The 15,332-nt window shown below is 74.2% G+C and carries 16 protein-coding genes and 1 pseudogene; 5 read left to right on the top strand and 12 right to left on the bottom strand.

The window, feature by feature from the left end; genetic code table 11:
* Positions 1-8 precede the first annotated feature (8 nt).
* The 5 genes from ACFYZS_RS08060 to ACFYZS_RS08040 all read right to left on the bottom strand — a co-directional run bounded on the left by ACFYZS_RS08060 (position 9) and on the right by ACFYZS_RS08040 (position 4,723).
* Positions 9-1,685: a peptide-N4-asparagine amidase gene (locus ACFYZS_RS08060; RefSeq protein WP_389008009.1), complete on the bottom strand. Its 1,677-nt coding sequence runs from the start codon at positions 1,683-1,685 to the stop codon at positions 9-11.
* A gap of 82 nt (positions 1,686-1,767) precedes the next feature.
* Entirely contained in the window at positions 1,768-2,250 is a 483-nt protein-coding gene (rraA, locus tag ACFYZS_RS08055) for a ribonuclease E activity regulator RraA (protein WP_389008006.1), read from the bottom strand.
* A 323-nt stretch (positions 2,251-2,573) separates the two neighbouring features.
* Complete coding sequence (locus ACFYZS_RS08050) at positions 2,574-2,840, bottom strand: GlsB/YeaQ/YmgE family stress response membrane protein (RefSeq protein WP_048478695.1); 267 nt, start codon at positions 2,838-2,840, stop codon at positions 2,574-2,576.
* An 87-nt stretch (positions 2,841-2,927) separates the two neighbouring features.
* Positions 2,928-3,881 (bottom strand): hypothetical protein, encoded by a 954-nt coding sequence (locus ACFYZS_RS08045; RefSeq protein ID WP_389008003.1) that lies wholly within the window; start codon positions 3,879-3,881, stop codon positions 2,928-2,930.
* Positions 3,878-4,723: a phosphatase PAP2 family protein gene (locus ACFYZS_RS08040; RefSeq protein ID WP_389008000.1), complete on the bottom strand. Its 846-nt coding sequence runs from the start codon at positions 4,721-4,723 to the stop codon at positions 3,878-3,880. The genes ACFYZS_RS08045 and ACFYZS_RS08040 overlap by 4 nt, the downstream gene beginning before the upstream one ends.
* A gap of 171 nt (positions 4,724-4,894) precedes the next feature.
* Between ACFYZS_RS08040 and ACFYZS_RS08035 the strand changes: the two genes are divergently transcribed.
* A complete protein-coding gene (locus ACFYZS_RS08035; RefSeq protein WP_389007997.1) occupies positions 4,895-5,533 on the top strand; it encodes a TetR/AcrR family transcriptional regulator in 639 nt (212 codons plus the stop codon).
* A 216-nt stretch (positions 5,534-5,749) separates the two neighbouring features.
* Here ACFYZS_RS08035 and ACFYZS_RS08030 read toward each other — a convergent pair whose 3' ends face one another.
* The 6 genes and pseudogenes from ACFYZS_RS08030 to ACFYZS_RS08005 all read right to left on the bottom strand — a co-directional run bounded on the left by ACFYZS_RS08030 (position 5,750) and on the right by ACFYZS_RS08005 (position 11,903).
* The gene (locus ACFYZS_RS08030) at positions 5,750-6,304 is read right to left on the bottom strand and encodes a TerD family protein (protein WP_389007994.1); all 555 of its coding nucleotides are present in this window, start codon (positions 6,302-6,304) and stop codon (positions 5,750-5,752) included.
* Positions 6,305-6,416: 112 nt separating this feature from the next.
* Complete coding sequence (locus tag ACFYZS_RS08025; RefSeq protein ID WP_389007991.1) at positions 6,417-7,646, bottom strand: VWA-like domain-containing protein; 1,230 nt, start codon at positions 7,644-7,646, stop codon at positions 6,417-6,419.
* Between the two features lie 19 nt (positions 7,647-7,665).
* The gene (locus ACFYZS_RS08020) at positions 7,666-8,862 is read right to left on the bottom strand and encodes an AAA family ATPase (RefSeq protein ID WP_389007988.1); all 1,197 of its coding nucleotides are present in this window, start codon (positions 8,860-8,862) and stop codon (positions 7,666-7,668) included.
* Positions 8,859-10,625 (bottom strand): ankyrin repeat domain-containing protein, encoded by a 1,767-nt coding sequence (locus tag ACFYZS_RS08015; RefSeq protein ID WP_389007985.1) that lies wholly within the window; start codon positions 10,623-10,625, stop codon positions 8,859-8,861. The genes ACFYZS_RS08020 and ACFYZS_RS08015 overlap by 4 nt, the downstream gene beginning before the upstream one ends.
* Positions 10,622-11,761 (bottom strand): gala protein, encoded by a 1,140-nt coding sequence (locus tag ACFYZS_RS08010; protein WP_389007982.1) that lies wholly within the window; start codon positions 11,759-11,761, stop codon positions 10,622-10,624. The genes ACFYZS_RS08015 and ACFYZS_RS08010 overlap by 4 nt, the downstream gene beginning before the upstream one ends.
* Before the next feature lie 69 nt (positions 11,762-11,830).
* A pseudogene (locus ACFYZS_RS08005) lies at positions 11,831-11,903 on the bottom strand.
* A gap of 29 nt (positions 11,904-11,932) precedes the next feature.
* On the opposite strand from ACFYZS_RS08005, the gene ACFYZS_RS08000 reads away from it, so the two are divergent.
* Together ACFYZS_RS08000 and ACFYZS_RS07995 are read left to right on the top strand one after the other, a co-directional pair.
* A complete protein-coding gene (locus tag ACFYZS_RS08000) occupies positions 11,933-12,211 on the top strand; it encodes a hypothetical protein (protein WP_389007979.1) in 279 nt (92 codons plus the stop codon).
* Between the two features lie 114 nt (positions 12,212-12,325).
* The gene (locus tag ACFYZS_RS07995) at positions 12,326-13,141 is read left to right on the top strand and encodes a glutamate ABC transporter substrate-binding protein (protein ID WP_389007976.1); all 816 of its coding nucleotides are present in this window, start codon (positions 12,326-12,328) and stop codon (positions 13,139-13,141) included.
* Between the two features lie 66 nt (positions 13,142-13,207).
* Here the strand turns inward: ACFYZS_RS07995 and ACFYZS_RS07990 are convergent, their stop codons facing one another.
* Positions 13,208-13,774, bottom strand: coding sequence for a DJ-1/PfpI family protein (locus ACFYZS_RS07990; RefSeq protein ID WP_389008808.1), 567 nt, complete (start codon positions 13,772-13,774; stop codon positions 13,208-13,210).
* A 261-nt stretch (positions 13,775-14,035) separates the two neighbouring features.
* Here ACFYZS_RS07990 and ACFYZS_RS07985 point away from each other — a divergent pair, with 261 nt between their 5' ends.
* Positions 14,036-14,869 carry an endonuclease I family protein gene (locus ACFYZS_RS07985; protein ID WP_389007973.1) on the top strand — a complete coding sequence of 278 codons (834 nt, stop codon included), beginning with the start codon at positions 14,036-14,038 and terminating at the stop codon, positions 14,867-14,869.
* A 116-nt stretch (positions 14,870-14,985) separates the two neighbouring features.
* Positions 14,986-15,297, top strand: a complete 312-nt coding sequence (locus ACFYZS_RS07980; protein WP_389007970.1) for a DUF3040 domain-containing protein — start codon at positions 14,986-14,988, stop codon at positions 15,295-15,297.
* Positions 15,298-15,332 lie beyond the last annotated feature (35 nt).

Genomic DNA, 15,332 nt, shown 5'->3' with positions numbered 1-15,332 from the left:
AGGCAGTGTCAGCAGCGTCGGCGGTCCACCGTCACGGTTCCCTGGACCGTGGTCAGCGTGCGGTCGTAACAGCCGCCCCCAGCAGCCGACCCGTACAGCTGGTAGTGCTCGGAGCTGGTGCCGACCGCGTGCCGCTGGTCGCGGGGAACGTTCGCCGTGTAGCTCGCGTCGCCCGTGTACCGGTCGTCGAGCCGGGTCCGGTCCACGGTGCGGCCGCCGCGCAGGGTGCTCGTCTCGGCCCGGTCGCCGAGCGCGATGACGGTGCGCAGCCGGTCCCCGGCGCCGAGGGTGGTCTCGCCCTCCATCGTGTAAGTGCGCGCGGTGCGGACGGTGGTGGGGCCGCGGGTGACGCTCTCCTCATCGGTCCAGGACGCGGTCAGGGCGTCCTGGTTCTCCCCCTCCGTCCAGCGGTGCACGGAGGTGTTGCGCACGGCGCGGGTGACGGTGGTGGTGACCCGGCCGTGGGAGGTGTCGAGCCGGCCGGCGACGGTGAGCCGGTGGCCGCCCTCGGTGTCGAGGCGGTGCCGCGCGTCGGGTGTTCCGGGCGCGGCGGGCGTCCAGCGGCTGGAGTTGGCCGGTTCGCCCTCCTCGTGGCGGGTGAGGGAGCCGGTGACGACCGTGCGGCCCTCGTCCTGCCACAGGAGCAGGTTCGTCGGGGTGCTCCAGCCGCTCTGCCCGGCCGGGACTCCGGCGACGGAGACCTCGATCCGGTGCGGGCGGCCGTCGTTGAGGAGCGCGGCGTACGGGGTGAGGTCGTACACGATCGGCTGGACGTCGAAGGCGCGGGGCGCCGGGGTGACGTACCAGAGGAAGGGGTTCGACCAGCCTCCGGTCCACACGGTCGGGAAGGGGGCGGCGATGCCGGCGAGCCGCCCGTCCACGGAGATCCGCACCTCGCGGTAGGGACCGTCGGCGGCCTTGCAGGAGTACGGGGCGGCGTCGGGGGTGGTCATGTACCAGTACTCCTCGCAGCCGCCGCCGGAGCCGGTGGCGTACACCTCGGCGAGGAGCCGCTCGGTGTTGCGCGGGGTGGTGACCGAGGGGGTGGTGAGCGGCAGGACGCGGTCGGGGGTGTCGGGGTCGGGGGCGTTCCGGTCCCGGTCGGCGGCGTAGAAGGTGAGGGTGGCCTTGACGTCGATGACTCCGGTGTAGGTGTCGTCGACGAAGTTGCCGATCAGCATCTCGACGGGCTGCGGCCGGCTGAGGGTGTCGCGGTAGCGGGTGACGTCCTTCTCGACGGACCAGGTGATGCCGTCGGGCGAGGGCTCGGGGGTGGAGGTGCGCAGGATTTCGACGCCGCCGAGGGAGAGGTGGCCCAGGCGGTCGTACTGGCGGCCCTTGACCTTGCCGTCGAGGCGCAGGACGACCTTGGCCCACGTCCCGCCGCAAGCGGCCGGGGGCGCGTAGTTCCCGACGTACGGGGTGTAGTCGCGGAACTGGGCCTCGGCGACGGTCACCTCGCAGGACCGGGTCGCGGGCCGGGCCACGGGCGGGGCCGCGGTGAGGGGGTCGTGCCAGTCGCTCCCGAACTCGGCGGGCGGCTCGGCCGCCGGATCGGCGGCGGCGTGGGCCCCGCTCTCGCGCGCGGCCGGGTCGGCGGCGGCCGCGGGTCCCGCGGCGCCGGCCAGGGTGCCCGCGGCGAGCGCGAGCGCGCCGAGCAGGCCCGTGATCCTGTGTCGTGTCATGGGCCCGCAGTGAATCCCGCCCCACGGGCGCGGCACCAGGGGCCCGGAGCAGCCCCTGGCCGGATCTCGTCCCTCGACCGGGTCAGGTGGCGGGGAGGACGACCGTGCCGTCGTCGTCCGCGTGGACCGTGTCCCCCGGGCGGAACGTCACTTCGCCGATGGTGACCGGTACGTCCACCGTGCCCGCGCCCGTCTTGCCGCTCTTGCGCGGGATGGTGCCCAGGGCCTTGATGCCGAGGTCGAGTCCGCCGAGGGCCACGCTGTCGCGGACCGCGCCGTTGATGATCAGGCCCGCCCAGCCGTTGCGCTGCGCCGCCCCGGCGATGAGGTCGCCGGTGAGGGCCGTGCGCAGGGAGCCGCCCCCGTCCACGACGAGTACGGCGCCCTCGCCCGGCGTGTTGACCAGTTCGCGCAGCAGCGCGTTGTCCTCGTGGCAGCTGACCGTGCGCACAGGGCCCGCGAAGAGGCGCCGCCCGCCGAACTGGCGGAACTGCGTGGTGCAGAGGGCCAGGCTCTCGCCGTACTCGTCGTACAGGTCGCTGGTGGGGACGGGGATGACGCTCATGTGACTGGTGGCTCCTCGCGGTTCGTACGTCGCGCCGTGCGGCCCGACCCTAGGGGGTGTCGTCGAAGTAGCTTCGTCCGCCCGCGAGGGCGGGGCCGGCGGGGTCTGGTGCGTGCGATCGCAAGGCGGAGGAGAGAGGCGACGCTCGCGTCGTCGACCGACGACAACGCGGCGAGCGCGCGTGCCAGACCCCGCCGGCCAGGCGGAGGAGAGAGGCGACGCTCGCGTCGTCGACCGACGACAACGCGGCGAGCGCGCGTGCCAGACCCCGCCGGCCAGAAGGGACTTTGACGACACCCCCTGGCCTGTGGCCTTGGCGGCGCTCAGTCGCGGGAGTTGCCGAAGAGGATGCGGTAGCCGATGAGCAGGACCAGCGAGCCCGCGATGGCGGAGCCCCAGGTGGCGGGGTCGTAGAAGTCGTGACCGATCGGCTTGTCCAGGAACTTCGCGGAGAGCCAGCCGCCGATGAAGGCTCCGGCGATGCCGATGAACGTGGTGCCGATCAGCCCGCCGGGGTCGCGGCCGGGCAGCAGGACCTTGGCTATGATCCCGGCCAGCAGCCCCAGGACGATCCAGCTGACGATCCCCATGGTCGTTCACTCCGCTTCGTTCGTACGTCGGTGTTCGCGTTCTCGTCAGGGAGGACGCGAACACCGGCGAAACGGTTCTCGGCCGCCTCAGACCGCCACGCGGCCGGCCGGCACGGCCGCCGCCGGTGCGGGGGTCGCAGGTGCGGGGGTCGCAGGTGCGGGGGTCGCAGGTGCGGTCACGGGTGCGGACACCGCGGCGCCGGCGGCCGGGGCGGGCGTCGCGCTCGGCGCCGTCCGCGTCAGCAGCAGCACCCCGCGCGCCGCCGCGAGCGCCCCGGCCACGGCGAGCAGCAGCCCCACCGCGCCGCCCTGGAGGCGTTCGCCGAGCAGGATCATGCCGATGGCGGCCGCGGCCAGCGGGTTGGCCAGATTCACCACCGCGAGCGGCGCCCCGAGCCCGCCCCGGTAGGCCCGCTGGGACAGCAGCATCCCGCCGACCGCGAACACCACCACGAGCAGGGCGACGGCGACGACCCGCACGCTGAGCAGGGCCCCGCCCCGGCCGCCCGCGACGGCCACCGTCTGGGTCAGCGCGGAGGCCACGGCGGAGGCCAGTCCGGAGGCCGTCGCGTGCCGCAGCCCCGAGCGCACGTCCCGGCGCACGGTCAGCAGCGTGATCACGGCGAGGGTGGTCCCCGACACGGCGAGCGCCTCGGCCAGGGTGAGCGTGTCGTCGGGGGCCGGTCCGGAGGCCGGGAGCAGCAGCAGCCCGAGCCCGGCGACGGTGGCCAGGGTGCCCCGCCATTCCGTGGCCGCGACCCGGCGGCCGGCGCCGTGCGCCCCCAGCGGGACGGCGGCGACGAGCGTGAGCGCGCCGAGCGGCTGGACCAGGGTGAGCGGGCCGTAGCGCAGGGCGGCCGCGTGCAGCAGCGCGGCGCCGGCGTTCAGCCCGGCCGACCACCACCAGGCCCCGTTGCCGAGCAGGGCTCCGGCGCTGCGGGCGACGGCGGCGCGGGCGAGCCGCTCCTGGGCCACGGCGGCGGCCGCGTACGCGACGGCAGAGGCGAGGCAGAGCAGGACGGCGAGCAGAGTGGCGTTCACCGGCCGGCCCCCACGGCCTCGGCCGAGGCCTCCCGAACCGCCGGGGTCGCAGGCGCGGCGGCATCGCGCCGCGGGCGCGGCAGGTGCCGTACGACGGGCAGCGATCCCGCACGGACCCGCGGGCGCGGCACGACCAGCAGGGCCCCGCCGAGCAGCACGGTGGCCACGATCGCGTCGAGCCAGTAGTGGTTGGCGGTGCCGACGACCACGAGCAGCGTCACCAGCGGGTGCAGCAGCCACAGCACGCGCAGGCGGGACCGGGTGGCCGCGATCATGCCGAGGGCCAGCATCAGCGCCCACCCGAAGTGCAGCGAGGGCATGGCGGCGAACTGGTTGGCCATGGTGTCGGTGGCGGGCGCGGCCCGGTAGACGGAGGGTCCGTAGACCTGCGCGGTGTCCACGAGGTGTGCGGCGCCGAGCATCCGCGGCGGCGCGAGCGGGAAGGCGAGGTGCAGCGCGAGGGCGGCGCCGGTCAGGACGGCGAGCACGCGCCGGGCCCACAGGTAGTGGCCGGGCCTGCGCACGTACAGCCAGATCAGGAAGAGCGCGGTCGCCGGGAAGTGCACGGCCGCGTAGTAGGTGTTCGCCGTGTGCACGAGGGCGTCCCCGTGCAGGAGCAGCCGCTGGACCGCCCCTTCGCCCGGCAGGTGCAGGGTGCGCTCGGCATCCCAGATCCGGCCGGCGTTGCGGAACGCCTCTTCGGTGCGGTCCGTCGAGAGCATCCGGCCGGCCTTGTAGACGGCGAACAGGCCCGCGACGAGCAGCAGCTCGCGTATGAGTCGGCGCCTCGGACTCGCTGCCGGGCCGTCGGCCGGCCCGGCGGGTGTGGTGTGGGAGCTCATTTCCCCCGCTTCCTTTTCTCTGTGCTCGCGCGCCGCCTGTACGCGGACATCGACACGCCAGTGTATCGATACATTCGCGTATCGATACGCGGGTGTACCGATACGCTCGCGTTCCCGTACACTTTTCCCAGGAACCATCACCTGCGGAGCCCCCGAGGAGAGCCGCTCACCATGACGTCGACGCCGCCCGCCGCGCGCCGCTCCAAGATCACCCCCGAACGGGTGCAGGAGTTCTACGACGCCGTCCTGGAGCAGCTGCGCGAGCACGGGTACGAAGCGCTGACCATGGAGGGCGTCGCCGCCCGGGCCTGCTGCGGGAAGTCGACCCTCTACCGCCAGTGGAAGACCAAGCCCCGGCTCGTCGCGGCGGCCCTGCGCGCGAACCGGCAGGGCACGCTGGCCGCGGTGGACACCGGCACGCTCGCCGGCGACCTGCGCGAGGCGGCCCGGATCGCGGCCGGCAACTCGGGACGTGACACGCGCCTCACCCAGGCCCTCGGGCACGCCGTGCTCAGCGACGAGGAGCTGCAGGGGGCGCTGCGCGAGGCGCTGGTCGAGCCGGAGCTGGCCGCGTTCGACGCGATGGTGGCGCGGGCCGTGGCCCGCGGCGAGATCGCGGCGGGCCATCCGGCCACGGAGTTCCTGCCGGCCCAGCTGATGGGCGTCATGCGCATCCGGCCGGTCCTGGAGGGGCAGTACGCGGACGCCGACTACCTGGTCCGGTTCGTCGACGCGGCCCTGCTGCCCGCGCTGGGCCTGGCGTCCACACCCGCACCCGCCCCGGACCCGGACCGGTCCGAGGCCCCCTGAACCGGTGGGCCGCCGTCCCCGATGACCGGACGGCGACCCGCCCGCGCTGCCTCGTGGGGACGGCGGCAGCGCGCCACCCGGACGGGGCGGTGGTCACTCACTCGAGGGAGTGACCACCGCCCGGTCTGTGCGGCCTCACATCGGGCCCTCGCATCGGGCCCTCACCTCAGAGCGCCGCATCGGGCCCTCACCTCGGGCCCGCGTCACGGCCCCGCGTCAGGACCGCGGCACGCCCATGGTCCGGGCGAACTCCTCCGGATCCGCGTCGAAGCCCCGTACGCCGGCGTCCAGCGACCAGGCTCCCGAACCGTCCCGCGTGAACTCCGCGATCGTGGCCGCCGTGGCGGCCGGGACCCCGGCGAAGTCGCTCACCGCGAGGTCGGTGTAGCCCTCCCGGATCCGGACCCCCGTACCGCCTATGGCCGCGAAGGTCTTCGTACGGGCCCCCGGCTGCCCGGCGTCCTGGATGATCACGCCGACCACCACGCGCCCCAACGCGGTTGCCATCCGGTCCAGTTCGATGGTCATCACCTCGTCGAAGCCGAAGCCCTGGCCGGTGTGGCTGTCGCGGTTCAAGGTGATGGTGCCGTCGGGCGAACGGCTGCCGAAGTGCACGAGGTGGACGGGCTCCCCGTGGGGGTCCGCGGCGCCGAAGACCGCCGCGATGATGTCCAGGTCGTGGGCGGGCGTGCCCGCGGGGCTCGGATCCCACCGCAGTGCGATCTCCACCTTGGCCAGGCCCTTGCGTACGCCACTCGTCGAAGTGCTCACCGAACTCCCCCTCCGCTTGCCGGGTGTTGCCCGGCCATGCTGTCATGCGGCGGCCCGGTCGGTCCGGACGAGCGTACGTTCCCGGCCACTTGAGCCGGATACCGTCCGCCGCTCAGGACCCGGACGGCACGCGTACGGTCTCCACCCAGCCCGGCGGCTGCGGCGCGTCGGCCCCGATCAGTGCGGCGATCAGCCGGCAGGACGGGGTCTCGTCCGGCCACGGCGTGTACCCGTCGGTCAGGACGACCACGATGTTCGGCCGGTCCGCCGCCGCCAGCGCGGCGCGGATGCCGACGCGCATGTCGGTGCCGCCGCCCCCGGCCAGGGTCACCTGGTCGGCGCTCGTCACCCGGGACACGGCGTGCACGTCCGCGTCGCAGGCCAGGACGGAGACGCGGTTGCCGCGGACCCCCACCTCCCGCAGCACGCCGGTGACCTCGCCGAGCGCGGCGGCGAGTTCCTCCTCGCCCATCGACCCCGAGGTGTCGACGACGATCGCGACCCGGGGCAGCGGCCGGCGCAGGCTGGGCAGCACCACGCGGCCGCCGAGCGCCGGGGTGCGGCGCGAGGGGCGGCTGTAGGTGTAGTCCACGGCCCCGCCCGCCCAGGCGGCCGCCTCCCGTACCGCCCCGGACAGCGCGCGGCGCCAGTCGACGGTGGGCTCCAGCAGCTCCTGCGCCCAGCGCTGCCAGCCGCCCGGGAGCCGGCCCCGGGCCTTCTGGTGGGCGCGCATGGCCTGCGCCGTCTGGCGGCGCAGCGCCTCCGCCTCGACCGGGCCGATCCGGGCGGGGCCCGCGGACCCGCCCGTTTCCCAGGGCACCGGCGTGCCGTGCGCTCCCGAGCCGCAGTCCGGTGCGTGCGGCGCGGTGGCCGGGATCGCGGGCAGGTACGCCTCGAAGAGCCCGCCGGTGGCGAGGCCGAACAGCCGGGGCTCCATGCGGCCCTCGGGCAGCGCCAGCCCGTCGGCGATCAGGTCGTCGTTGATCTCGCAGTCCTGCGCGATGTTGACGCGGTGCCGGTCGCGCTGGTCGGCGGCCGGCAGCCGGCCGGCGCGCGCGTGGTGGTCGCGGAGCAGGTGGGCCACCTCGTGGATCCACACCCCGGCCAGTTCCGCCACCGGCGTGGCCTCGACGAAGGCGGGCGAGACGTAGCAGCGCCAGTGCCGGTCCACGCCCATCGTCGGGACCCCGGCCGAAGGGACCACGGTGAGCGCGTACAGGGCGGAGGCGAGGTACGGCCGGAGCTCGGCGGCCTTGTACCGGGCGGCCAGCAGCTTCGCCCGGTCCAGCCGGTCCCCGGCGGGGGTTCCGTCCTCGGGACCGCCGTGCGCCGGGGCGTCCATGGGCACGCTCCCCCGCCCGTCAGCCGCCGCCCGGCAGGGCGCCGGAGAGCTGGAGCAGTTCGACGAACGCGTCGATCCCGGCGGGGACCGGCCAGTCCGGGTCGCGCATGGCGGCCAGGTCGGTGGCCGCCCGCGCGGCCACGTCGGGCACGCCCGCGTCGACCGCCTTGGCGAGGACCGCCCAGCCGGCCTCCCAGCGCGGCCGGGTGAGCTCGCCCTGGACGGCGGCCACCACGGCGATGAGGAAGGCGAGCTGCCGGTCGCCGCGTTCGGGCAGGGCGAAGGCGTCCGGATCGGCGAGCACCCGGTCCGGGTCGGGCAGGTCCAGGTGTTCCATGTACGAGAGCAGCTCGATCCCGGCCGCGTCCCCGACGGCCCCGGTGAGCGCGGCGGCCAGGGCCTCCCGGCCCGCGCCGGCCGCGTACCCGGTGGCCAGCAGCCGCAGCGCCATCTCCCAGGTGCGCGGGGAGGGCCAGGCCCGGCCGCGGCCCTCGGCCTCGTTCGGCATGTGGTGGACCAGGCCCGGACGGGCGGTGAGGAAGCCGGAGATCACGCCGCGGGCGCGGGCGACGGCGCCGGAGGCGCGTGCGGGGTCGACGGCCGGAAGGGCCACCTCGGGCCAGGTGCCGGCCAGGCCCCGGGCCACGGTGCGCGGGCTGTGCGTCCAGTCGAGGTGGACGAAGCGGTTGGCCAGCGGCGGGCTGAGGTGCCAGCCGTCCGCCGCGCTGGAGGGCGGATTGGCCGCCGCGACGATCCGTACGGACTCGGGCAGGACGAGGCTGCCGATCCGGCGTTCCAGGACCACGCGCAGCAGGGCCGCCTGCACGGCGGGCGGCGCGGAGGACAACTCGTCGAAGAACAGCAGTCCGTGGCCGGTGCGGGCGAGGCGGACCGCCCAGTCCGGCGGGGCCATGGGCACGCCGGTGGTGGCGGGGTCGTCGCCGACGATGGGCAGCCCGGCGAAGTCGGAGGGCTCGTGGACGCTGGCGATGACGGTCTCCAGCCCGACACCGAGGGCGGTGGCGAGCTGCTGCATGCCGGCGGACTTGCCGATGCCCGGCTCGCCCCACAGCAGGACGGGCTGATTGGCCGTCACGGCCAGCGCCAGTGCTTCGAGTTGGGGGTTGGTCGCGGGCTCGGTGCGGGTGGCGCGGAGCCGGGCGCCCAGCGCGTCGGCGGCCGCCAGGGCGCGGGGCTGCTGCGGCTCGTTGCTCATGCTTCTTCGGGCTCCTCGTCGGCCTCGCGCTCTTCCATGTACTCGTCGAACCACTCGGAGCCGATGTCGGGGAACTCCTCCTCCACCCGGCTGCGCAGGAAGGCGAGATCGGTGCGCTTGTAGCGCCGGACCACCTGGCCCAGCGACAGGTCCGCCTCGTCGAGGACGTCGATCCGGCTGCCGGCCGCGAGGTACGCCCGCACCAGCTCGGCGGAGCCCCCGAACTGGACCGCGAGCTGGAGCGGGGTGAGTCCCGTCTTGGTCCGGGCCTCCAGGTCCAGGCCCGCCGCCAGCAGCCGCGGCAGCAGCACCTCGTGGTCGAGCAGGTGCATGACGTGCAGCAGCGTGTACCCGCGGGCGTCGCGGACCCGGGGGTCCGTGCCGGCGTCGAGCAGTGCGACCACGCCCGGGGTGTCCCCGTGCTGGACGCGCAGGAACAGCTCCCGGCGCTCCTCCCGCAGGGCGCGCGGCAGCCGCCCCTCCCCCGTGGTCCAGATCTGCTGCACGGCGAAGCAGCCCTGGATCGGGCCGCCGAACGCCCGCATGGCGCGCTCGCGTTGCTGCTCCTCCCGGCTGTGCGGGAGGAGGTCCAGTACGCCGCCCTGCGAGCGGACCTCGTGCCACTCGCCCCGGCAGCGCACCCGTACGGGACGCGCCGCGGCGGGGCCGGGCGGACCGACGGCGGGGCCGGCCTGCGGGAACAGCGCGGCGGCGACCAGCGGGTGCAGCTCGCGCGGGGTGATCAGGCCGGTGCGGACCAGCTCGAGGTCGGGGAGCCGCTTCCAGGCGAACTGCGGCAGCGGCGGCACTGCGCTCAGCTCGTCCCGGCCGGCCGCCCGGACCCGCAGCCCGTCGTCCGGACCGGAGCCGACCCGTTCGAGCAGCAGGCAGCCGCGCCAGTCGCCCATCTTGAAGCGTTCGCCCGCGCCGGCCGCGGCGAGACCGCGCACCTCCGCTCCCAGCCGCGCCAGGTCGGCCGAGGAGGTGGCCATGAGGGCTTGGGGGTCCGCCGTCCTGCCGTACCGCGGGTTCTCGGCGGGCTTGGTCAGGTCCCGTTCGATCCCCGCGGCCGCGTACGCCTCGGCGAAGTCTCCGCGGACCTGGAGCAGGGCGACCCACTCGGCGTGCCCGGCCGGGTCGGCCGCGCCGGGATCGCCGGCGGGCAGCTCGTCCGCGGGCAGCCCGGTGCCGTCCGGGCGGAAGAAGGGCAGCCGCTCGCCGCCGCCGAGGCGCTCGCGCAGCGCGGCCGCGTGCCGGGCGTCCCAGAGCGGGCGGGCCGCGGTCCAGTCCTCCGGGCGCAGCCAGGGGGTGCCGAAGGTGCGCTGGAGCGGCAGGGGTGCCACCGGCGCGCAGTCCAGCAGCAGCCGCTGCGGCCCCTCGATCATCGGGCCGGTGGCCACGGAGAGCACCGGCGCGTCGGCGCCGGTGCCGTAGCGGGCGAGCAGCACGCGCACGTCGGGCTCGACGGTCGTACGGCCGCCCAGGACCCGGGGCAGGTGCCAGCGCACCAGGTCGGGGGCGAGGTGGCGCAGGTCCTGCTCCACCGCCTCCGCGAGGGGCGCTCCGTACCGGGCGGCGAGTCCGGACAGGTCGAAGGCGACGTCCACGGCGGCGGCCGCGCAGGCCGCCTGCCAGTCGCCGGCCAGCCGGTGCGCGGTGGCGCGCTCGATCATCCAGCCGGGCACGGCGTGGCGGCGGATCCGCTGCCAGGCCGAGCCGTCCTCCGCCCGGAATCCGCCGGGCAGCCGGGGGTGCGCGCTCACCGGTACACGCTCGTGATCGCGCCGAGGTCGGGGTGGGCGGGCCGGGCGGGCCGCAGCCGGGCGGTGAAGGACCGCTTCACCTTGCGGGGCAGGCCGGGGCCCAGGCCCACGTACTCCAGCGGGGAGTCCTCGGGCACCGCGGCGAGCAGGCGCTTCGCGCCGCGCCCGGTGAGCCCGGTGTGGCGCAGTTCGAGGCGGCGCAGCGGGCTGCCGGGGAGGGCGGCCGCGAGGGCGTGCGCACCCTCGTCGCCGGTGTCGTTGCCGGCGGAGCCGAGGCTGCGCTCGGACATGGCCCGGCCGAGGTCGAGGGCTTCGATCCCGCCGAGGGCCTCGGCGAGGGCCCGGGCGCCGGCGGGGCCGATGCCGTTGCCGCCGAGGCCGAGGCGGACCGGCCGCGCGGGGTCGGCGGCCGCCGCGGCTGCCAGGATCGCGGTGCCTTCGTCGCCGAGGTGGTTGGCCGGGAGGTACAGCTCGCGCACCCCGGCCTCCCGGATGAGGGCCGCGAGCAGCGGTGCGGCCTCGGCGGTCAGGCCGTTGCCGCCGAGGAAGAGGCGTTCGAGGGGGGTCTGGCGGGTGCGCAGGGCGTCGAGGAGGAGGCGTACGCCCTCGGTTCCGATGCCGGTGTTGACCAGGTCGAGGGTGCGCAGCGTGTGGTTGCGGCGCAGCAGGGCGGCGAGGGTGCGGGCGCCTTCTTCGAGGACCGGATTGCGCTTGAGCCACAGGGCCTTGACGGCGGTGTCCTGGGCGAGGGCGTCGGCGAGGGCGGCCACGCCGTCGGGGCCGATGCGGTTGCAGCCCAGGTAGAGGGTGTGCAGTCCGTGTCCGCCGGTGAGGGCGCCGGCGAGGGTGCGGGCTCCCTCGTCGCCGATGGAGTTGGTGCCGAGGAGCAGGTGGCGGGCGTGGGCGGATCCCGCGGCGACGGCGGCCACCCGGGCGGCGCCGGCCGGTCCGAGGCCCTGCTTGCACAGGTCGACGCGGCCGTCGGCGCGCAGGGTTCCGATCGGGAAGGCCTCGTCGGCCTCGACGGCCCGCTCCGCGGCGAGGCGCGCGAGCAGCGGGTCGAGCCCGGCCGGGTCGGCGATCGGCAGGTCGGGGTGCTCGATCGCGGGGCACCGTACGGGTGTCGGCTGTGTCATCACCACTCCACCGGTCCTTCGCCGGTGCCCGGCGTCCACAACGACATGGGGAAAAACATGAAGAAGACGCAAGACCGGTCGGATTCGAACCGACGTCCTCCAGCTCGATGCGTGGGCGCGACGACCTCTGCGCTACGGCCTTGCTGCGGCAGATCATACCCATCCGCAGGCTTGAACTCGATCACCAGTTTGAACGATTGCGGGCTGGTCTCCCAGGGATTTTCCCTCGATCGGGACCCCGGGAACGAGCAGGTGGAATATGCGGATAAAGCGGACCTGGGCCTTTTCGACCGATGCAGCACTTTTCCTGCGATCCGTATTGAATTCGCCCTGCGCTCGGCCCCCTTTATCCGGTTCGCTGCACAATTCGCCGGAGAAACACCGCTCACGCCGGATCGTTACCTCAAGTTTTGCTCAATTGCAGTGACACCGCGCCGGGCGCCTTCCTAGCTTCCTCGTACACGCGTCACGACTCTTCTTGACGCCTTCGTACGAATCCGCGGTTCCCCCCGCTGCCGGCGATCCCCGCAGCGCATCCCGCGGCCCCTGAGGAAAGAGTGCAGCATGAAGGTTCCCAAGGCCGGTGCTTTGGTCGCAGTGGTCGGCCTCGCCCTGACCGCCTCCGGGTGTGGCGGTGACAGCGGCCCCAAGGGGAACCTGGAGATCGGCATCAAGTTCGACCAGCCGGGCGTCGGGCTGCGCGAGCAGGGCGGGACCTTCTCCGGTTTCGACGTGGACGTCTCGACGTACATCGCCAAGGAGCTGGGCTACAAGCCGGAGCAGATCGAGTTCAAGAAGGTCGACAGTTCCGACCGCGAGCTGCTGCTCCAGTACAACGAGGTCAAGTTCGTCGCGGCCAGCTACTCGATCAACGAGAAGCGCAAGGAGAAGGTCGACTTCGCCGGCCCGTACTTCCTCGCGCACCAGGACCTGCTGGTCCGCGCCGACGAGACCTCGATCACCAAGGCCGAGGACCTCAACAACAAGAAGCTCTGCTCGGTCACCGGCTCCACCTCGGCGCAGAACGTCAAGGACAAGCTGGCCCCCAAGGCCAGCCTCCTGGAGCTCGACGGGTACTCGGAGTGCGTCGTCGCCCTCCAGGACGGCCTCGTCGACGCCCTGACCACGGACAACTCCATCCTGGCCGGGTACGCCGCCCAGAAGGCCAACACCGGCAAGTTCAAGCTGGTCGGGCTGAGCCTGAGCAACGAGAACTACGGCATCGGCGTCAAGAAGGGCAACAAGGAGCTCCAGACCAAGATCAACGCCGCCCTGAAGAAGATGGTGCAGGACGGATCCTGGGAGGCCGCGGTGAAGAAGAACTTCGGCCCCGCCAACTACAGGAACGAGCCCGCCCCGCAGATCACGACGGGCAGCTGACGTTCGCCGGCGAGGCCCCCGGCTCCGATCGGTCGGAGCCGGGGGCCTCGTCGGTTCTCGCGCACGTCAGGCCAGCGGGGCCTTGGCGCGCAGCACCTTCAGGAACTCCCGCATCCAGGCGGAGTGGTCGGGCCAGGCGCGGGCCGAGACCAGGGTGCCGTCGACCACGGCCTCGGAGTCCTCGTACGCGGCGCCGGCGGCCTTCATGTCGAGCTCCAGCGCCGGGTACGCGGTCACCCGGCGCCCCTCCAGCCCGCCGCTCGCGGCCGTGATCAGCGGGCCGTGGCAGATCTGGGCGACCGGCTTGTCGGCGCCGGTGAAGGCCGCCAGGATCCGCCGCACCTCGGGGTCGTTGCGCAGGTACTCCGGCGCCCTGCCGCCCGGGACCACCACGGCCGCGTACTCCTCGGGCGCCACGTCCGCGAACGCCAGGTCGGCGGGCCAGGTGTAACCGGGCTTCTCAGTGTAGGTGTCGAACCCCTCCTCGAAGTCGTGCACCACGAACCGCAGTTTCTTGACCGCCGGCGCCGCGATGTGGACCTCGTACCCCTCCTCGCGCAGGCGCTGGTACGGGTAGAGGACCTCCAGCGACTCCGCCGCGTCGCCGGTCACGATGAGGATCTTCACTGCCATGGGCTGCTCCCGGTAGGGGTGTTCGGGGTGTGCACGGTCCACGGCCCCGGCCGGGACCTCCGCCACCGTGCCCGCGGCGGAGCGTTCTGCCAAGGGGGCCTCACCCGTTCGGCCCAGTGGGCGCCGGGGGCAGAATCCGGCCTTCCGACACATGGATTTCATCTGTTGGGCACATGACAATGTGAGCCTCGGCTCTGCCACCTGATGCCCCGCCAATTGCCGTGGCGGGGACGGTGCCTGCGAAGAGGTATCCCCCACACCATGAAGATCTCCCCACGCGCCCCCTGGGCCGCCGGCCTCGCCGTCGCGGCCCTGGCCCTCATTCCGGCCACCGCGTCGGCAGGCTCCCAGCGCACGGCGGCTCCCCACGCCGACGCTGCCGCCGCCACCGCGGCCACCGCCACCGCCTCCGTGGACACGTACTACGCGCCCGCCGAGGGCAAGACCGGAGCCGCGCTGAAGACCGCGCTCCACAACATCATCAAGACCCAGTCCAAGGTGACCTACGAAGGCGTGTGGAACGCGCTGAAGGTGACCGACCAGGACCCGGCGAACCCGAACAACGTCATCCTCGTCTACTCCGGCCGCTCCCAGTCCAAGTCCACCAACGGCGGCGGCGTCAACGACTGGAACCGCGAGCACGTCTGGGCCAAGAGCCACGGCGACTTCGGCACGGCCACCGGCCCGGGCACGGACCTGCACCACCTGCGCCCCGAGGACGTCACGGTCAACAGCACCCGCGGCAACAAGGACTTCGACATGGGCGGCAGCCCCGTCGCCGAGGCCCCCGGCAGCTTCACCGACTCCAACTCCTTCGAGCCGCGCGACGCGGTCAAGGGCGACGTCGCGCGCATGCTGCTCTACATGGCCGTGCGCTACGACGGCGGCGACGGCTTCGCGAACCTGGAAGTCAACGACAAGGTCGACAACGGCAGCGCCCCGGCCATCGGCCGGATCAGCGTGCTCAAGCAGTGGAACCAGCAGGACCCGCCGGACGCCTTCGAGCAGCGCCGCAACCAGGTCATATACGACCAGTTCCAGCACAACCGGAACCCGTTCATCGACCACCCGGAGTGGGTCAACTCCATCTGGTGACCCTTCCCCGGCAGCCAGGGGACGGCCCGCGAGGGTTGGGCCGCCCCTGGTCGGGTATTCGCAGGCCAGAGGCTGTGGTGCGCGCCGCCCGGCGACGCCGGCCGATGGAGGTCGTCATGGACGGAGCCGGACTGTCCGACCACGAGCGCCGCGCCCTCTCGGCCATCGAGGCCGATCTCGAAGCGGACCGCTCCCTGCAGCGCGTCCTGCGCGCCGCGCACACCCGTCCCCGCCACCGCGCCGCGGCCGCCTGCCTGCTCGGTGCGCTGACCGTGGGCCTGCTGGTGGCGGCCGCGGTCACCGTCTCGCTCCCGCTGATCTGGGGGTTCGCCGCGGCCTGGACCCTGACCGTGGTCCTGGCCCTGCCGCTGGCCGGCCAGTGGATCCGGCGCCGCTGGCAGCGGCGGGAGCACGACGCGCGGCTGTAGACGCGCGGCCGCAGCGCGGCCGCTGCGCCGCCGCC

The organism is Streptomyces sp. NPDC001903 (assembly GCF_042891345.1).
GTDB lineage: Bacteria > Actinomycetota > Actinomycetes > Streptomycetales > Streptomycetaceae > Streptomyces.
This window is presented reverse-complemented; position numbering and strand designations above follow the sequence as displayed.